Origin of the sequence: Flavobacterium sp. CG_9.10, assembly GCF_015752245.1 — a bacterium.
Classification (GTDB): Bacteria; Bacteroidota; Bacteroidia; order Flavobacteriales; family Flavobacteriaceae; genus Flavobacterium.
Genome location: NZ_JADOVD010000020.1, coordinates 1 through 19,386, shown reverse-complemented (window position 1 = coordinate 19,386; position 19,386 = coordinate 1). Strand labels below are relative to the sequence as shown.

The following is a 19,386-nucleotide window of genomic DNA, read 5'->3' as shown; positions in this document are numbered from 1 at the left end:
ACAAAATTCTTTCAACGCTATTGAACGCATGGACTACTCTTTAATTTTACAGGAAATTTATCAAGAAGCTAAAGCAGCTCCTATTATTGGAACAGTCGCCAAAACCATTCCCGAATTGGCTAAAGTAGATCCAAATAAATTCGGAATTCATTTAACGACTATTAATGGAGAAGATTTTGGCATAGGTGACAGTAACGAAAAGTTTTCCATTCAGAGTGTTTCCAAAGCATTGACTTTGACATTAGCTTTTTCTTTTTTGGATGAAAAAATGTGGAAAAGAGTTGGCGTAGAGCCATCAGGTGATCCGTTTAATTCCTTAGTGCAACTGGAATACGAAAAAGGAATTCCAAGAAACCCGTTTATTAATGCCGGAGCAATAGTTATTGCGGATATATTGGTGTCACATTTAAAAAATCCTAAAGAAGAATTCTTAAACTTTATCCGAATGATTTCCGGTAGTCCAACTATTGATTTTAATTTAAAAGTGGCGCAGTCTGAAAAAGAAACTGGTTTTAGAAATGCGGCTTTGGCCAATTTTTTGAAATCATTTGGTACTATAGATAATGATGTTGAAACGGTTTTGGATTTTTATTTCCATCAATGTTCCATTGAAATGACCTGTAAAGAATTGGCGCATTCTTTTTTCTTTCTTGCCAATGAAGGAAAAACCCAAGCCGGAAAGCAAATAGTCTCCAAAAGTCAAGTAAAAAGACTCAATGCTTTAATGCAAACTTGTGGCTTCTATGATGAGTCAGGAGAATTCACTTATAAAGTGGGATTGCCCGGTAAAAGCGGAATTGGCGGCGGAATTGCGGCTTTGTATCCTAAAAATTTTGTGGTTGCTACATGGAGTCCCAGACTTAACGAAAAAGGAAATTCAGAGTTGGGAATGAATGCTTTAGAGTTATTGACCACTAAAACTGGGATGTCAATTTTTTAGATATTTAAATTATTTGCAACGACTGTTTTTCTAGCCCTGATAACAGCGGTATCCTTTTTCACGTCAGTTCGAGTTCGCTTGAAAAGCGAGTATCGAGAACAAGTGAAAAAGATATAGCGGATAGCAGGAAATAGCTCCTAAAGTAAATCATGATTTATTGGGTTTAAAGTTAATAATGACACCAAAAAAAAGCCACCTGTTAAAGTGGCTTTTGTTATTTAAAGAGAAATATTATAGAATTTCACTCTCGTTTTCTTTGTCTAAATATTCTTGTACAATACCTATGGCGTTCGTGACTACATCACTTAGCGCCGTGATAAAACTACCTTCTTCAGCACAATCAATAGCATGTCTAATCGCTTCCGTTTCTTTAGGGATTATCTCATAAGTTATCACTTTACCAGAATTTTTAATTCCTTCAAGGATTAAATTTATAATTTCCTCTTCGGTTCTTCCTCTAAGGTATTTTTCCTGACGAATAATAATGTGGTCAAACATCCTCGCGGCAATCGAAGCACATTCTTTGATGTCTTCGTCGCGGCGATCACCAACACCTGCGATAATTCCAATTTTTTTGGTTGCATCAACACTTTGTAAATAATCCTCAATGCCTTTATAACCAGAAGGATTATGAGCAAAATCAATTAATACCTTGAATTTTTTGAATTCAAAAATATTCATACGACCCGGAGTTTGTGCGGCACTTGGAATAAAAGTTTGTAATGACAAACTGATATCTTCGGTTTTAAATCCCCATAAATAACTTGCCAAAGTTGCAGCAAGCACATTGGCAATCATAAATTTAGCTTTTCCTCCCATCGTTAAAGGAACGTGACTTGCGCGTTCGATACGGATTTTCCACTCTCCTTTTTTGACGGTAATAAAACCATTTTCATAGACTGCAACTGTTTTTCCTTCAGAGCACAATTTTTTAATTAAAGGATTATCTTCACTCAAACTGAAATAAGCCACATTACAATTTAAATCAGCTCCTACTTTTATACAATATTCATCGTCCGCATTCAAAATTGCCCAACCGTCTTTCTTGATACTTTTTACAACTGTTGCTTTTACTCTTGTTAAATCGTCAAGTGTGTGAATATCACTTAAACCCAAATGATCTTCTTGAATATTAGTTATAATTCCGATATCGCAACGACTAAAACCTAAACCTGAACGCAGAATTCCGCCACGGGCAGTTTCTAGTACAGCAAATTCTACCGTTGGATCCTTGAGAATATACTCGGCGCTAAGTGGTCCTGTTGTATCTCCTTTTTCCATCATGTGATTTTGAATATAAATCCCATCTGATGTGGTAAATCCAACTTTGTATCCATTATTTTTTACAATATGAGCTATAAGTCGGGTAGTTGTAGTTTTTCCATTAGTTCCTGTAATCGCAATAATAGGAATTCGACTTTGTTTTCCCGGAGGATACAACATATCGATAACAGGCGATGCTACATTCCTAGGTAAACCTTCGGATGGAGCCAAGTGCATACGGAAACCCGGTGCAGCATTGACTTCAAGTATAACTCCGCCATTTTCTTTCAAAGGTTGGGTAAGGTTTTCTGCCATAATATCTACACCACAAATATCCAGACCAATTATTCTTGAAATTCTTTCGGCAAGAAAAATATTTTCAGGATGCATCAGGTCGGTTACATCTACAGAAGTACCGCCTGTGCTTAAATTTGCAGTAGATTTTAAATATAAGATTTCACCACTTTCAGGAATCGTTTCTAAGGTGTATTTTAATCGGTCCAATAAATCCAAAGTATCTCTGTCTACAGTAATTTCAGTTAGTACATTTTCGTGACCGTATCCTCTGTTTGGATCTAAATTTACAATATTAATCAATTCTTGAATATTGTTTTTACCATCCCCGATCACATGGGCTGGAACTCTTTTGGCAGCAGCCACTAGTTTATTGTCAATTACCAAAACCCTGAAATCAAATCCTATGATGAATTTTTCTACAATCACTCTTCGACTGTATTCTTTGGCGAAAGCCAAACCAGATTTTGCGTCTTCCCAATTGTTTACATTAATAGAAGCTCCCTTTCCGTGATTTCCATCCAATGGTTTTATTACAATTGGATAACCAATTTGTTTAATGGTTGCTTCTAACTCAGCTTCTTCGGAACATATACTTCCACTTGCGACAGGAATTGAAGCACCGTGTAACATACGTTTGGTTTCTTCTTTGTTGCAGGCGATACCCACCGCAATGTTACTCGTTTTGCAAGTGATTGTCGCTTGAAAGCGCATTTGATTTATACCGTAACCCAATTGAATTAATGAATTAGTACCCAAACGAATCCACGGAATATCTCGTGCAACTGCTTCTTCCACTATGCTCGCGGTACTTGGTCCAAGACGAACAATTTGACGAATTTCACGCATTTTTTGTAAATCGGCCTCTAAGTCATATTCGGTTCCAGCGATTAAGGCTTCGGCGATTGCAACGGAAGATTCAGCAGCAAATAGTCCTACATTTTCTTCTGTATAACTGAAAACAACATTATAAGTTCCAGGAGTTTTGGTTTCACGAGTTCTTCCAAATCCGGTTTCCATACCTGCTAACGATTGAATTTCGAGTGCAATATGTTCAATTACGTGGCCCATCCACGTACCGCGTTCCACTCTGGAAAAAAAACCACCACGACATCCTTCAGAACAGCGATGTTCAATCATGCTAGGAAACATGGCTTCGATCCGTTCTCTAAATCCGTCGATTTTATTTGTTGGGAATTGTTCCATTTCCTCCAAATCCAATCGCATTTGGATTAATTTTTTTCTTTGTATGCTCCAAATATTTGGTCCACGAAGGGCTTGTACTTTTACTATTTTCATAAACGGAAATATTGATTTTTTAAACAAAATGATTTTGTGATATTGTAAATTGTTTTTATTTAAAATGAATTATGAAATTAGAATTGAGGCCTAATACACAAGTAAGTTTGTGATAAAAATACAATATTATGCACCTAAAGTATAGTTTTATAAATCCAAATCAAAATTTATTATTTTTAAATTAACAAATAGTGTAAGGCCTAAAATTATTCAAAAAAATAGTAAAGTTCAAGTGCTTCTTTTATCTTTTTGGTTATTTTTACAAAATGAATATATTAGGAAAACTTATAATAATAGGAGGTGCGGTAGATAAAGGAAGTTTTACTGAAACCAATTTGGATAAAAATGCGGTAAGCAATTTAAATTTTTTTGAAACTGGCATTTTGAAAAGGATTATTAATGAATCAAAGCATAAAGAGAATTCTCGTATAGAAGTCATTACAACAGCTTCGGTTATTCCAAAAGAAATTGGTCCTGAATATATTAAAGCATTTGCATATTTGAATGCTAAAAACATTGATATACTTGACATTGTACGAAGAGAACAAGCATCGGATGAGACTATTTTAAATCGTTTAAAAGCGGCCGATATTGTGATGTTTACTGGAGGAGATCAATTGCGATTGTCATCGATACTTGGAGGGACGCCTTTTCATGATATTTTATTGGATAAGTACCACAACGAAGAATTTATTTATGCAGGAACATCTGCGGGAGCAGCGGCAGCTTCTAATAATATGATTTACCAAGGAAGTAGTTCAGAAGCTTTATTGAAAGGTGAAGTGAAAATTAGTAGCGGATTAGGATTGATAGATGGGGTAATTATTGATACGCATTTTGTACAACGCGGAAGAATAGGAAGGCTTTTTCAAGCAGTTGTTGGCAATCCTAGAATACTGGGAATTGGACTTGGAGAGGACACTGGTTTATTGATTACGAATAACAAGGATATGGAGGCGATAGGTTCCGGGTTAGTAATTTTAGTAGATGGGCGTGAGATAAAAGACACGAATTTGACACAAGTTGAATTAGGTCAACCCATTTCAATTTCGCATTTAGTGACACATGTCATGAGTAAATTTGATACTTATAATCTTGAAACGCATAAAATGCATATTCATTCTTCGCAATACACTTAATTTTAGATCTGACAATATCATTGATGAAAGATAAAGGAAATGGATACTTCATATTTATAAATTTGTTGGACGCTTTTTACTTTAACACTGATTTTAACTTTAAATTTTTACTTTGAAAATAATTATACATGGTGGTTTTTTTTCGGAATCATCAACCAATCACGAGACAAAAGTAGCCAAGCAAAATGCCTTAGAGAGAATCGCTAAAGATTCTTATGAATTTTTAAAAACGCATTCTGCAGTAGAAACGGTGGTTTTTGCTGTTTCATTACTTGAAGATGATGAGTTGTTTAATGCAGGAATTGGTTCCCAAATACAAAGCGACGGAAAAATCAGAATGAGTGCGGCAATAATGGATGGTGAAACTCAGAAAATGAGTGGCGTTATCAATATTGAAGAAGTTCGAAATCCAGTTCAAGTTGCTCAATTATTGATGGAATATGACGATAGAGTGCTGGGCGGAAGTGGAGCCACTAATTTTGCTAGACAAAATGGGTTTCCTGCTTTTTCAACTGAAATTCCACAACGTCGAACTGAATTTGAAGCAAAACTAAAAGCCAGCGGAACAGGAACTGTGGGTTGTGTGGCATTAGATAAAAATAATAAAATTGCGGTTGCCACCTCTACAGGAGGAAAAGGTTTCGAAATTCCAGGAAGAATCTCAGATTCGGCAACGGTTGCAGGAAATTATGCCAATGCATTTTGCGGGGTAAGTTTAACTGGAGTGGGAGAGGACATTGTGAGCAATGCTACAGCTGCAAAAATTGTGACCAGAGTTACTGATGGTTTTTCTTTGCAAGAAGCCTTTACTAAAACCTTCGAAGAACTCAAACCGTATGATGGTTTTGCAGGTGCAATTGCTATCGATAATAATGGAAATGTGTATCACCAAGACTCACATCCCACTATGTTTTTTGCCAGTTTTGACGGGGATAATTTTGAAGTTTTTGAGTAGTTAATTCAAGGAAAATTCAAACCAAATAGGAATATGATCCGAAATTATTCTAGCTTCTTGAAGTGAATTGAAATTTTTATAAAACGAAATAATTCCGGAATTTATGCTGTTGATTTTGGAGTCATTATAATACATATTGTCAAATTCTGAAGCTAAGCATTTCTCGTTTTTACATTCTTTTTTCAATGAGGTTTTCTGGTTCTCCAAAATCGATTGATAACCCATTTTTTTCAAAGGATTAAAAACGGTATGCGATTGCGGACAATTAAAATCTCCTGCGAAAATTAAATTCAAGGTAGGATATTCTGCTGGTATAAATTTGAAATATTTAATCTCTGTTTCGGGCTGTTTATTTTTGGTAATCGCGTGAAAATTAGCAACTGTAAATTGCTTGCTCTCATATTGAAACGTGCAAAAATAAGGCTCTCTATCAATCTCCAAATGGTATTTTTTTTCGAGCCAAGCGCTCCCAATTTTCTTAATTTTGCTCGATTTCCAAATAAAAGCGTAGCGCTCCGTTTTATAAGCACTACTGCTTGTTGGATCACTAATCACATAATCCCATTTTTCTCCTTTACGATTAAGTTCATCGGCTAGTTTTGCAACTGCTTGAGCACCGCCGTAACCAGCAACAACTTCCTGTATAGCAATAATATCATAGCATCTTAATGTACTGGCGATATAATTAATCGTTTCTTCTGATTTTGATTTGCCAAAATTTTCTAGGTTCCAAGATAGGAGTGTCGTTTGTGAGAATCCAACAGAGTAAATTAGAAAAAGCAGGAGGAAAAAGTGAGGTTTCATTTATGGAGATGTTCCTTTAATAGATGATTCAAATTAACGCTTTTTATTTATTAAAAGGAAGAAAACTACTTGATATAGTTTTTGTCTAAATATACTGTTTTAAAATAATAATGACGTTTTACTTTTAAATCGGTTCATGAGAAGAAGCTACCATTTATTAGAAGTACTTGATACGACTATTATTTTAGCTATTAATTTTATAATTATAAATTTCTTTTCGAACTTCATTAACAATATCAATCGTTTCATGTTTTAATTTTAATGGTACTTGCTTTTTCAAACATGTGCCATTTTTCAAACGAATTTTTAATTCGTAACTTTTGTAGCTGGTCATTTTTGCAATAGAAACGATAATTATTAAAGGTGGTAAAAATAAGATTAGGTCAAGCGATAGATACAAAAGGAATGAAGCGATAATTACAATTGAAAATAAAAGTGGTACACATTCAGAAAATGAAGGGAATTTATTTACAGAGATATAAATTGAATCTAATTCAGTAAATAAAATTTCTCTACTCTCTATTTTTTTAGAACTTAAAATCAGTTTGTTTTCTTCTAAATTCAGGACTTCAAATGTATAATTTAAATTCATTTTTATCGAATTGTGATTGTTGGTTGAATCTCAGCTAATTTTTTAGCTACTAGAATTGCTATATTGTTATTTAATTTTTTGCCGTAAGTCGATCAAATGGTATTTTAATCTTATATCTATTTTGTATTTCGATATTCATCTAATTTTTTGAAAACGCTATCTTATTATCTATTTCTCCAAATTTTATAGATCAAAAATAGTATGCACGTTGCGCCAAAACCCATCACTACCAGCTGAATCGTTTGTAATATATTTGGTATGTAAAAAAGAAATAGTTTCATCGTTTTGCTTGCATTTTACTACTGCAAAGTTACTTTCTTTAAAAAGCAATATTATACGGTAAACCTCATTTTAGGTAAAAAAAACATATATTCTTTCATAAAATGAACCCCTCTTTTTTTTACTTCATTCCGTATAAGTTCCCCTTATTCAACTTAATTTTTGTGCATTATTTGATCATCATCATATTTAAATTGAATATTGTAATATATCTGATGTTCTTGTTTCTTGGGTTTTGCAATAAATGATGATTTGGTGAAAAGTAGCGTAAGCGTTATCAATATAATTTTTCTCATTCGTTTTTAATAATTAGACTTATTCACAACAGGTATTAATTATTTTTAAATTAATTTTTGATTTTCTTAGCATTTGCTTTTCCGTTAACAGTTGCTTCTTTTCTGCTTTATTCAATTTTAAACCTATTTCCTCCGATTTTGATTTCATATAAGGATATTTTAATAATGAAATTGAATTGCCTCTTATCGACTTTTTGTAATGTGTAATGTATTCTTTTACATAATTATCAAAATCGTCTAGTCTTTTATTCCATTTTTCATTTAAAGTATCTATTTTTTTTTCTGTATTTTTCAGTGGTAATTTCGTGCTTTTCTTAATCATCGCTATGTGGATTTTTAGTAATCAAAAAATTATGCTATAAATCAAGTTAGGTTTTGTACAGATCTTAGTGCCAAATAAAAGTGAGGGCAGTTACCAATAGTATTTAATAAATAATTTATATTTTAACCCAGTTACTAGCAATCCAATCCAATAATCCTTCTCTGTACACTTCATTTTCTAGGTTAGAATTTTGCAATAAACTCTCGACTTTTTGAAAACTTATTCTTGTTTGTGGGACCTTATATTTCTCTAAAAATTGATTACAGAAATGAACTACTTCAAATTCTTCCGTCTTATCTATATATAAACGTTGTTGAATGTCATTAAATTTAAGAGAAGTGCTCACATCAACAGTTTGTGAATATCCTGTAAATGCTAAATCTTCATTTGTAAAATTGGCCATTTTATTTAGTTTTAAAGTTCAGATTTCAAATCTAAGACCAAAAAAAATAGGTACTTTACGGGAAACCGTAATGAGGTCAATTATTTTACAAAAAAAAGGAAAAGTTATTTTTATCAAAGTCTCTCAGCTATAATTGGTATAAAACTATAGATGTTGTTTGGTTTTGCTATCAGGTTGGCACTCTTTAGGAAAGGTCCTGACTCTTTGGGATATTGGTTAGGATTATACTAATCCTAAATCTTTAGTTAAGGCTATAAGATGAACATTGTTATTAGCCTTAAAGTATACTTTAAGTTTATTGATTCGTTTTTCTATACTGCTGCTACCATTGGGAATTATTCCGGATTCTTTGAAATTTTCTGATATTTCTTCAAGAATAAGTCCTTTAGATAACAATTTTAAAAGGGAAATGTCATACGCTTCTATTTCAAAAATGGATTTGTCTTTCAAAGTATGAGATAATTCTGATGAGATTATTTTTTCGTCAGTGCAATGAATACGTTGAATTGCGTTTTGAAGTTCCGGAATACTTTTCCTTCCTTTGGAAACATAAGCATTAATTCCTAAATTATTAAAGAGAGATTGTATTCTAAATGATTTATCTTCAATCGAAAATACTATGGTCTTGATATCTGGTTGTACATTTTTTACTGCTTCAATCAGTTCTTCACCGGAGTTTAATCTATTTTCTCGATGGTCTGTTTTGAATGATAAATCACTAATTAATAAGTCATAGGGTACATTATCATGAAGTGCTTTTTTTACTTTCAAAAAGGCATCATCACAATATTTAGAATGATGAATTTCTACAATAGAAATTTCTTCTAGTGCTTGAACAACCGCAATGCTAATACTATCTAAATCTTCTGCAACTAAAACTTTATTAAACATAATGATATCGATTATAGTGGGAATAGGATATTTACTTTAAATCCTTTTCCTGATTTAGTATCAAAAGTAATTGTTCCTTTTATAGCAAGAATACGGTTTTCCACATTTTGTAGTCCTTTTTTGAAATTTAATTCTTCCAAAGTAGCTCCGACACCATTATCACTGTAATCTATTTGTATTTTTTTATCATTTTTTTTGAAAGAAATTAAGACTAAACTAGATTTACTGTGTTTTTTCATGTTAACTAACAGTTCCTGAAGGATTCGATATACGGTAATTTTTTTAGTATCTTCAACAACAGACCAATTGATGATATCCAATCCATTTATTAAAACATGGATTGCAGTAGTATTAAATCCGGACATCATTTCCTTTAAGTTGGGTATAAAAGACAAACCTGTTTCGATCGTACTGTTTTTTCTAGAAATGTTTCGGGTTCTAGAATAAATATTGTCTAGATTGTTTAGTAAGATTTCTTTATTATCGGCGGTAGATAGATCTTGTGTTTCGGCGAAAGCCATGGCCTGATATACATCATTTGCGAGTTCGTCATGGAGTTTTTTTGCTATTCGAACTTCGGTATTGTAGGAAGTTTTAATATTTTCTCTTTTGTGTTTTGTAACCAAATAATAATATATAAAACCAGTGAAGGCAATAATAATTCCGACAATTAAAAAGAGAATTAGAGTTTTATTTTTTTGTTGCTCTAATTGAAGTTCATTCTTAACCTTTTGGGATTTTAGTTTTAGGTTTTCATCTCGTTCTTTCTTGGAATCGTATTTGATTTTTGCAAATTGATTTTTCGCATTTTGTCTTATTTTATGGATACTGTCATTAATGCGAATGTAATCGAGAGAATATTTTTTTATTTGATTGCTCGAACTAATTTGTATTAATTGTTCTAAACATTTTAGTCGATCATCTACTGCATTATATCTAGTTGTTTTCTCGTAAGCTAATTTAGCATAAGCTATAGCTAAATTTGGATTACTTTTTTTGTAAAAAGTGGAGAGGTTATAATAACTCCCGACAATTCCCAGCTCATCTTTTATTTGTAATCGAATTTTTAAAGATCTATTCAAATAGTAAAATGCTTTTGGACTTGACATTTTGTTATAACAGTAACCTATGTTGGAAATCGTTCTAATATAATTAATTGAATCTTTTATGACTTCTATTTCTGAAGTCATAGGTATTAGAATTTGTATTGCTTTCTTGTAGTTCTCATTTTCTATATGAACTAAAGCAATATTATTTTTAGTACCATTTTTTCGGTATGCATCGGTTTTTAAATTCAGTGCTTTGGAAAAATAATATAATGCTGTTTTATTATCCAATGTATTCAAATAGTTCAGACCTAGTATGGTATAGATGTTCCATTTGTATTTGGGATTTGTGGTCGTTTCTAGGATAGGGAAAGCCTCCATTGCAGTAGCCTCACTTCCAGAGTAATCTCCTTGGTTCTGTTGAATGGTAGCTAAATTCGAAATGACATAAATAATTTTAGATTGGTCTTTTTTGGGATCGCATATGGATTTCGCTTTTAAGAAATAGTAATAGGAACTATCATATTTACCACTTTCAAAATATTTGTCTCCAAGGTCAATAAGACGATTAATCGCAGCTACATTGTGATTTTTTTTAGGAATATGTTGCGTTTTCTTTTCACAGGATTGAAAAGAGAGAATCAGAAGAAGCAGTAAAATAAAAACCGGAAAATGTGACTTTTGTCGTACCATTCATCGAAAATACAATTTTTAATTATTATACAAAAATGATTTCTCTGTTTTAAAATTAAAACAGAATTTCTTTAATTTTTAGCCTCTAAAAACAAAATACCCCAAAGTTTCGAATGGGGTTTTAGAATATGAAATAAGTTCATATTTAATAAGAAAATTTGTTTTACACCATCCCGAAGGTTACTAACAGTTTTAGTTTTTGAGGTCAATCAGAATACTTGATTATAAGGACCGTAAGCCGGTTTATAAAATCTTATAAATTTACTTTTGGTAAAGAAAAATATGATGCTTTATTTAGGCTAACGGGCGCTATAAGAATTGAAAATAGGTACAATTCATTTCCGTCAGTGAAGGAGTACCAGCGAATACCCTCAAGTTTTGTGAGATTCCTGATTTCTTGGAGTTGCGGTACTTCTTTCTAAAAATGAATCGCTTTATCACTGCCTTCTATTGATAATGCAATCGGATTAAAAATAAATGTTCTTGTTTCTTGTATCCCAAAAGAAGTCTCAAATTATAAATAAAAACAGGAGTAATATTGATTTTTGCACAAATTATAAAGTTATAATTAGTAGTTAAAGTCATTATTTGCTGTTTGCATCATTTAATTTTTTTGTATCAACATATTGCTGAAATGCAACCACTTTTCCGTTTTTTAAAGACCAAAGATGCGCTGCTTGTGCATCAAATTCATTCGCATTTTTTTTAAGTTTTGCTTTATATCGCAGTGTTGCCAATACTTGATTATTATCCATGCTGTGTAATTTAATATCGGTAAGAGTATAGTATTCATGTTCTGCACCTATACGAGCAAAAATACCATTTAAAACAGCTTCCGGCCCAATGTAGGGATTGCCATCTGCATAAGCATTTCCTTCGGCTTCATTCCAAACAATTTTAGCATCCATGCTAGCCAAAACCGTTGGAATATCACCAATTGCAAATGCTTTGTATAAGTTGTCAATAATTGCAATGTTTTCAATCGTTGAAGTTGCTTTTTTAACTTCTCTTTTACCTTGAGCAAACACTGTTGCTATGCTTAAAAAAGCCAAAGTTAATAAGGTTGATTTTTTCATTTTTGAATAATTTTTTAGTTTGAGTAATTAGTAAGCAAAATCAATCTGTGCCAAAGTGCAATTCTTCGGTACAGATTGATTTGCAGAGGATGTTTTTTTAGTCCTTTGGCATTGGGTCTGCAGCAAAATTAGCATGCACTAATTTCCATTTCCCATTTATTTTTGCATACACACGTGTTGATTTTGCACGTGTTGGTTTAACTTCGCCATCTTTGTTTTTTACTTCACCAGCAAAATTATAGGAAAGAATCGCCACGTCACCATAAACTTGTACTTTAGGATTTAGCATTTCTGCAGCAAGTCTACGAGACGGATCTTTTCCTGATGCTTCAGCTAATCTGGATGATAATGCTTTGCCATCAATGCGTGTGGCAAAACTCGCATTAAATTCAGTGTAATCATCGGCAGTGTTTTTGTCCATTTCAGCAGCATTGGTTGGGTCAGCGGCTTGAGCAGCCCATTGTGCTTTAACCATGTTCATTACTTCATCTGCAATTTGTTGATTGTTTCCTTGTGCATTAGAAATGGAGGGCAAGATGGTCATACCAAGTATAACCAGTCCAAATAATATGTTTTTCATTTTAATTTTGTCAGTGATTATCGTGCTGACGCCGCACTTTTTTACTTTTTCTATTTAATTTTCGGCTACTTTGGTTTCAGTTTCAGTAATTGTGCAATGTTTCTTTTGTCTGTTTAAATTGGACTCTCAAATCCTTCTTTGCCAAATCATTTTTATAAATAATGCTTGATTTTTCGATTGGTTCTTCTAGATTAAGCAGCATATTCATTGCGGATATAGAATAAGTTTCGCTACTCAACAAATAATTCTTCCCGTGCAATCATTTGGTAATGGCTGTTTTACAATTAGCTTGAGCAACAACTTCAACATTTACGATGGCAAAAGCCACATCGTTGTCGTATAACGCTTGTACAAATGAATCTGGTGCTATTTTTTTTTATCTAAAACTGTAATCAAGTGGAAGCGGAATCTTCTCGATTTGACATTGATTTTCCACCGACAAAAACAGGCGAAACCGAACTGATTTCGAAAGATATAGGGCTATTATCGTTAATGAATTTTTCGACCTTTTCGTTGGCATAAACTTAGCTTGCGCATACGGATGACTTTCATAACTTGTAAATTTGGTATCGCTTTCGTCAAAAGCATCTGTAAAACTTTTTCCTCCTGCTGGCAATGGAAAATTAGTATTCCAAGCTGCGACCGAAGCAATAAAAACTAATTTCTCAATTCCGGATTTGTTTTTTAATGTCTTCCAGAATATTTTCGGTTCCGTTTATAGTTGGATCAAATAATTCGGTTTTTAGATCATGAACGTCCAAAATAAAGGGCAATCCACCGTGAATGACAATATCACAATCTGAAACAAAATCCAGTAAAATCGTCTTTTATTCCACATTCGCCTTGCTGATGTATAAATTCTTTGCGTTATTTAGTACCATTTATCCTTACGAGTACTACCTGTTGCCGATAATTTGACTACAAAACCATTGTCTAAAAATGCCTTGGTGATATCTCTTCCTATGGATCCTGCACCACCAATGATGCCTACTTTTTTCATAAAATTAAATTTAAAAATAAACCTATTCACCTCTTTATCATGAACAGTTTTGGAATTAATAATTATTTTTGTGTTTTAGTAGTTTCAGAAGTAGGAGTTTTAGCCACTGATAACATATCGGTTACAATTTCTGAATTATTCCAATAGCCATTTTCTTGAACAATTTTACCATCGATAAATCGTGCTGTATTATGAAAAGGAATTTCATAAACTTTTTTGGTGGATTTTAATGTTCCTGTCCATAAACCCCAATAGTTAACCCAAGTTTCACCTTTGTCAGTTACCACCATTTCGTAATCATCATCTTTTACAACCCAAGTAAATAATTTTGCATCTTCTTTGCTTTTTTCAATGGCTTGCGCCACCGTTAGAGCTTTTTTTCGGGTTACATTACTCATTACTTTTGCTGTATCTGCGTAGTGTTTTGGATAATCTTCCCAGTTTTGGTTTTTGTAATCCTCCATAACTTTTTTATAGGTGTCAATTTCTGCAGATTTTTGTGTGTAGCGTACTTCTTGTTTACATGCTACGAAAAGGATTGTTGCAAATCCTAATAAGAATAGTTTTTTCATTTTTTCCATTTTTAAATTAGAGTTATAAGGACTTTTATTTATTGTAGGTATCGAATGGAGCTTTATTTTTTTTGTAGCGTAACTGAATTCTGGATCCCCTCAATTATCATCTCATCTGTAACAATCAAAATGGTGAGGATTTTGAAAGTATTGGCTTTCTTTTACTTAATGAAAAGCATTAAACTGATATAAAGATAAAAAATAAATTTTAAAAATTAAAATATATATATCTGATATATAATATATTATATGAATATTTGGTTTTTATACTTTTTATAAAATTTTAGATATTTCATTGATTGCATGAGCTATGGCAGCGGCAACTCGCGATTTTGTAAAACAAGGTACAGTCGTAGGTTTGTAAATGGCGAATACAACGAACAGCGTGATCCGCCTTTTTGGCCAAGGCGCGCCAAAATTATTCAAAAAAAAACCCCAATCTTTCGATTGAGGTTTCTATATAAGTAAGTAATCTAAATTGAGTTGATAAAACGTTTATTTTACTTTATTAAGTACAGCTTTGAAAGCTTCAGGGTGGTTCATAGCTAAATCTGCAAGAACTTTACGGTTCAATTCGATTCCGTTAGCTTTTACTTTACCCATGAATTGTGAATAAGACATTCCTTCCAATCTAGCTCCAGCGTTGATACGTTGAATCCATAAAGCACGGAAATTTCTTTTGTTCACTTTTCTGTCACGGTAAGCGTAGCACATTGCTTTCTCTACCGCATTCTTAGCAACTGTCCAAACGTTTTTACGACGACCAAAGAAACCTTTGGCTTGCTTCATTATTTTTTTTCTTCTTGCTCTTTTAGCAACTGAATTTACCGCTCTTGGCATAATTTTTATTGTTTTTTTGTAGCAGGCGTCCCGAATTGAATCAAGAGAACTTAAAGGCCTTACTCCAAGGTTATTTTAAATTGTTTTAACCTAAAGAAAATCTATAAGCTTTTGTCTTAATACTTAATTCTCAAGACTTGATACTTTTATTAGATAATTCTTAATTGTTGTTTGATGCTTTTCATATCTGTTTTGTGAACTAGCGCTGAGTGTGTCAAAGCTAATTTACGTTTTTTAGATTTTTTAGTCAAGATGTGACTTTTAAAAGCGTGCTTTCTTTTAATCTTTCCAGAACCAGTAACTTTAAAACGTTTCTTGGCGCTAGATTTGGTTTTCATTTTAGGCATTTTTTCCTAGTGTTTTAATTTATTCTTACTTACTTATTTTTTAGTTTTCAGTCTCGGTTTTCAGTTTACAGTCTGAAAACTGAAAACTGCGACTGCCAACTGCTTACTTCTTTTTCTTCGGAGCAATGAACATAATCATTCTCTTTCCTTCTAGAACTGGCATCGCTTCTACTTTACCAAATTCTTCTAAATCTGTCGCTAATCTCAATAATAAGATTTGACCTTGATCTTTATAGATAATTGAACGTCCTTTAAAGAAAACAAAAGCTTTCAATTTCGCACCTTCTTTCAAGAATTTCTCAGCATTCTTTCTTTTAAACTCATAATCATGCTCATCAGTTTGAGGACCAAAACGAATTTCTTTAACGACTACTTGCGTAGATTTCGCTTTTAGAATTTTATCACGTTTCTTTTGTTCGTAAACAAATTTCTTGTAATCCATGATTTTACAAACCGGTGGCTCTGCATTAGGCGAAATCTCAACTAGATCTAATTCAAATTGATCAGCTAATCTTAGAGCTTCAGAAAGTTTAAAAACTCCTGGCTCAATATTTTCACCTACAAGACGTACTTCTTGTACACCACGAATAAGATTGTTTATTCTGTGTGCATCCTTTTTTTCTACGCGAGGTTGATAACCTCTGTTGCTTCTTATTGCTATGACTTTATAATTTAAGTTAAACTGTAAATACTTTTAATGTCTTTTTGATTTCTTCGTCCACTATTGCAGCAAACTCTTCAATCGTAACGCTGATGTTGCCTTTTCCTTCCTGTCCATGGCGACGGATAGAAATAGTGCCGTTTTTCTCTTCTTCCTCGCCTACAATCAGCATAAACGGGATTTTTTGCATTTCAGCGTCTCTAATTTTCTTGCCTATTGTCTCACTTCTGTTGTCAACGAGGGCGCGAATTTCGTGATTTTCTAGCAAATCTAAAACTTTTTTCGCATATATTTCATATTTCTCACTCAAAGACAATATAATAGCCTGTTCTGGCATCAACCAAAGCGGGAAATTTCCTGCAGTGTGCTCTAATAATATAGCAATAAAACGTTCCATTGAACCAAAAGGCGCACGGTGAATCATTACAGGTCTATGTAATTCGTTATCAGAACCTTTGTAGGTCAAATCAAAACGTTCCGGCAGGTTGTAATCTACTTGAATTGTTCCTAATTGCCATTGTCTACCCAAAGCATCTTTTACCATGAAGTCCAATTTTGGACCATAGAAAGCAGCTTCGCCATATTCAACAACAGTATCTAGGTTTTTATCTTTAGCAGCGTTAATAATCGCATTTTCTGCTTTTTCCCAGTTTTCATCAGAACCTATATATTTATCCCTGTTTTCTTTATCTCTTAGTGAAATCTGAGCGGTGAAGTTCTCGAATCCTAATGAAGAAAACACGTAGAGTACTAAATCAATTACTTTTTTAAATTCCTCGTCAAGCTGATCTGGCGTACAAAAGATATGGGCATCATCCTGAGTAAACCCACGAACGCGTGTTAAGCCATGCAGCTCTCCACTTTGTTCGTATCTGTATACAGTACCAAATTCAGCATAACGTTTTGGTAAATCTTTGTATGACCAAGGTCTTACATTATATATTTCACAGTGATGTGGGCAATTCATTGGTTTCAATAGAAATTCTTCCCCTTCAGCCGGAGTGCTTATCGGTTGGAAGCTATCAGCACCATATTTTGCATAATGACCAGAAGTTACATATAATTCTTTTTGACCAATATGTGGAGTAACTACTTGTTCGTAACCCGCTTTCTTTTGTGCTTTTTTCAAAAACTGCTCTAATCTGTCACGAAGTGCAGCTCCTTTTGGCAACCACAATGGAAGTCCTTGACCTACTTTTGCAGAAAAAGCAAACAGTTCAAGCTCTTTACCTAGTTTTCTGTGATCACGACGTTTTGCTTCTTCCAGTAGTAATAAATATTCCGTCAAATCTTTTTGCTTCGGAAACGAAGTACCGTAAACGCGTGTCAATTGCTTGTTTTTCTCATCACCACGCCAGTAAGCACCTGCAACACTCATGATTTTCATCGCCTTGATAATTCCAGTATTCGGAATATGACCTCCACGACATAAATCAGTAAAAGTATCATGATCACAAAACGTGATTGTGCCGTCTTCCAGATTCGTGATTAATTCTGTTTTATAAACATTGTCTTTGTATAGCTCTAATGCGTCTGCTTTAGAAACAGGACGAAGTTTAAATTCATGTTTTCCTCTAGAAATCTCAAGAACGCGATCCTCAATTTTCTTGAAGTCAGCATCTGTGATTTTTTGATCTTCAAAATCTACGTCATAGTAAAACCCATTCGAGATTGGTGGTCCAAGGGTTAATTTTATTCCTGGATACATTTCCTCTAGTACCTGCGCCATTACGTGAGAAGTAGAATGCCAGAATGCCTTTTTTCCGCCTTCGTCATTCCATGTATATAATATAAGACTGCCATCCGTCGTCAAAGGAGTTGTAGTTTCAACAGTTGTACCATTGAAAGAAGCCGAAATTACATTTCTGGCAAATCCTTCACTAATGCTTTTAGCAACATCCATGGGAGTTACCCCTGAAGCATACTCTCTAACTGACCCATCGGGCAAAGTAATCTTAATCATTGTTTGATATTTTAAGAATGCAAATATAAAGGATTACGAAAACACATACAATATATATGTAAGGTTTGTTACTATATAGGTGTAAAACAAAAACAACACTCATTATACAGTAGGTGAAAAAACAGTATTTTTATATGGGAGCTATTTCCCGCTATTCGTTTCAATCTTTTCTCTCGTCAAAGAAACTCGAGAAAAGGATTTTTACTGCTATCGGGGCTAGGGCGTCATGTTTTATCTTGTTCTTTCTTGTTTTATCGACTTTGTCATTTCGGCAAAGGAGAAATCTCATTCATTGGTATTCAGTTATTACCTTATATATAGGAGCGGAGCATTTATTTAGAATACTTTATTTCCACTACCTATATATAATGATATCGACGGTTTTTGCTGATAAAGTCATCCTTTTCGTGGGTGAGTCCCGTCCCGAAGTTTCGGGATCGGGAGGGGAGCTGAAAAACTTTTTCTTTCAAAATTCACGTTTTCAGCGATTTAAAGCAAACATTAAGAAAACATCAAAAAAAAGGTTTAAAAAAGCTTGAATAACGCAATAAAGAGTGTAGTTTTGCACCCGCAACAGCGAATAAGTTCATTAAAAGATTGGCAAGTGAGTATAGGGTTTGGGATTAGAAATTATTTCTAAAAATAAATCAAAAAAAGCTTGTGAGATTTGATTTTGCTTATTACTTTTGCACCCCGCAAAACATGCAAAGTTCCTTGAAAGACTGGTAAGAAAAGATAAAGAAATGGAGGATTTAAATCTTCAAAAAAAACTTTAAATTTTTCTTGCGAGATTAGAAAAGAAGTTGCACTTTTGCACCCGCTTTGAGAGATACTTTAAGTAGTTTGAATCACGGCAAAGAAACTGAAATAAATTCGGTTTAAAAAAAGAAGAACACGTTCCTAGACATATTGAATTGACAGCCGTCTCGTCCGAAAGGCGAGACAAATAATAAAGAGTAATAGAATCGAAAGATTTGAAAAAACCACTAGAGACTTCAGTCAAATAAACAAAGAGAACGGATTTATCCGAACTCACACAATATACGATGAAGAGTTTGATCCTGGCTCAGGATGAACGCTAGCGGCAGGCTTAACACATGCAAGTCGAGGGGTATAGTTCTTCGGAATTAG

The 19,386-nt window shown here is 33.4% G+C and carries 19 protein-coding genes and 1 rRNA gene; 4 read left to right on the top strand and 16 right to left on the bottom strand.

Features of this window, described 5'->3' with window-relative positions; genetic code table 11:
* The first annotated feature begins 28 nt into the window (after positions 1–28).
* Positions 29–940: a glutaminase gene (locus IWX84_RS14295; protein WP_196851434.1), complete on the top strand. Its 912-nt coding sequence runs from the start codon at positions 29–31 to the stop codon at positions 938–940.
* Between the two features lie 231 nt (positions 941–1,171).
* Here IWX84_RS14295 and cphA read toward each other — a convergent pair whose 3' ends face one another.
* Entirely contained in the window at positions 1,172–3,796 is a 2,625-nt protein-coding gene (gene cphA, locus IWX84_RS14290) for a cyanophycin synthetase (RefSeq protein WP_196851433.1), read from the bottom strand.
* Between the two features lie 266 nt (positions 3,797–4,062).
* On the opposite strand from cphA, the gene IWX84_RS14285 reads away from it, so the two are divergent.
* Both IWX84_RS14285 and IWX84_RS14280 read left to right on the top strand, forming a co-directional pair.
* Positions 4,063–4,935 (top strand): cyanophycinase, encoded by an 873-nt coding sequence (locus IWX84_RS14285; protein ID WP_196851432.1) that lies wholly within the window; start codon positions 4,063–4,065, stop codon positions 4,933–4,935.
* 112 nt (positions 4,936–5,047) lie between these two features.
* Positions 5,048–5,890 (top strand): isoaspartyl peptidase/L-asparaginase, encoded by an 843-nt coding sequence (locus IWX84_RS14280; protein ID WP_196851431.1) that lies wholly within the window; start codon positions 5,048–5,050, stop codon positions 5,888–5,890.
* Here IWX84_RS14280 and IWX84_RS14275 read toward each other — a convergent pair whose 3' ends face one another.
* From IWX84_RS14275 to thrS, 15 genes are all read right to left on the bottom strand, one after another.
* Positions 5,891–6,694 (bottom strand): endonuclease/exonuclease/phosphatase family protein, encoded by an 804-nt coding sequence (locus IWX84_RS14275; RefSeq protein WP_196851430.1) that lies wholly within the window; start codon positions 6,692–6,694, stop codon positions 5,891–5,893.
* Between the two features lie 184 nt (positions 6,695–6,878).
* Positions 6,879–7,286 (bottom strand): hypothetical protein, encoded by a 408-nt coding sequence (locus IWX84_RS14270; protein WP_196851429.1) that lies wholly within the window; start codon positions 7,284–7,286, stop codon positions 6,879–6,881.
* 434 nt (positions 7,287–7,720) lie between these two features.
* The gene (locus tag IWX84_RS14265; protein WP_196851428.1) at positions 7,721–7,861 is read right to left on the bottom strand and encodes a hypothetical protein; all 141 of its coding nucleotides are present in this window, start codon (positions 7,859–7,861) and stop codon (positions 7,721–7,723) included.
* Between the two features lie 19 nt (positions 7,862–7,880).
* A complete protein-coding gene (locus IWX84_RS14260; protein WP_196851427.1) occupies positions 7,881–8,183 on the bottom strand; it encodes a hypothetical protein in 303 nt (100 codons plus the stop codon).
* Positions 8,184–8,298: 115 nt separating this feature from the next.
* Entirely contained in the window at positions 8,299–8,586 is a 288-nt protein-coding gene (locus tag IWX84_RS14255) for a hypothetical protein (protein WP_196851426.1), read from the bottom strand.
* A 222-nt stretch (positions 8,587–8,808) separates the two neighbouring features.
* Complete coding sequence (locus tag IWX84_RS14250) at positions 8,809–9,477, bottom strand: response regulator transcription factor (protein WP_196851425.1); 669 nt, start codon at positions 9,475–9,477, stop codon at positions 8,809–8,811.
* 11 nt (positions 9,478–9,488) lie between these two features.
* The gene (locus IWX84_RS14245) at positions 9,489–11,216 is read right to left on the bottom strand and encodes a tetratricopeptide repeat-containing sensor histidine kinase (RefSeq protein ID WP_196851424.1); all 1,728 of its coding nucleotides are present in this window, start codon (positions 11,214–11,216) and stop codon (positions 9,489–9,491) included.
* Between the two features lie 584 nt (positions 11,217–11,800).
* Positions 11,801–12,292 (bottom strand): nuclear transport factor 2 family protein, encoded by a 492-nt coding sequence (locus tag IWX84_RS14240; RefSeq protein ID WP_196851423.1) that lies wholly within the window; start codon positions 12,290–12,292, stop codon positions 11,801–11,803.
* 97 nt (positions 12,293–12,389) lie between these two features.
* Entirely contained in the window at positions 12,390–12,872 is a 483-nt protein-coding gene (locus IWX84_RS14235) for a nuclear transport factor 2 family protein (RefSeq protein WP_196851422.1), read from the bottom strand.
* Positions 12,873–13,743: 871 nt separating this feature from the next.
* The gene (locus IWX84_RS15490; protein ID WP_255549347.1) at positions 13,744–13,872 is read right to left on the bottom strand and encodes a hypothetical protein; all 129 of its coding nucleotides are present in this window, start codon (positions 13,870–13,872) and stop codon (positions 13,744–13,746) included.
* A 62-nt stretch (positions 13,873–13,934) separates the two neighbouring features.
* The gene (locus IWX84_RS14225) at positions 13,935–14,444 is read right to left on the bottom strand and encodes a nuclear transport factor 2 family protein (protein ID WP_196851421.1); all 510 of its coding nucleotides are present in this window, start codon (positions 14,442–14,444) and stop codon (positions 13,935–13,937) included.
* Positions 14,445–14,939: 495 nt separating this feature from the next.
* Positions 14,940–15,284, bottom strand: a complete 345-nt coding sequence (gene rplT, locus IWX84_RS14220; protein WP_091205336.1) for a 50S ribosomal protein L20 — start codon at positions 15,282–15,284, stop codon at positions 14,940–14,942.
* Positions 15,285–15,433: 149 nt separating this feature from the next.
* A complete protein-coding gene (gene rpmI / locus IWX84_RS14215) occupies positions 15,434–15,631 on the bottom strand; it encodes a 50S ribosomal protein L35 (RefSeq protein ID WP_022827375.1) in 198 nt (65 codons plus the stop codon).
* 103 nt (positions 15,632–15,734) lie between these two features.
* Positions 15,735–16,292 (bottom strand): translation initiation factor IF-3, encoded by a 558-nt coding sequence (gene infC / locus IWX84_RS14210; RefSeq protein ID WP_379852977.1) that lies wholly within the window; start codon positions 16,290–16,292, stop codon positions 15,735–15,737.
* A gap of 16 nt (positions 16,293–16,308) precedes the next feature.
* Positions 16,309–18,255: a threonine--tRNA ligase gene (gene thrS, locus IWX84_RS14205; RefSeq protein ID WP_196851420.1), complete on the bottom strand. Its 1,947-nt coding sequence runs from the start codon at positions 18,253–18,255 to the stop codon at positions 16,309–16,311.
* 1,043 nt (positions 18,256–19,298) lie between these two features.
* On the opposite strand from thrS, the gene IWX84_RS14200 reads away from it, so the two are divergent.
* Positions 19,299–19,386: ribosomal RNA gene (locus IWX84_RS14200) — 16S ribosomal RNA — on the top strand; the annotation flags it as partial.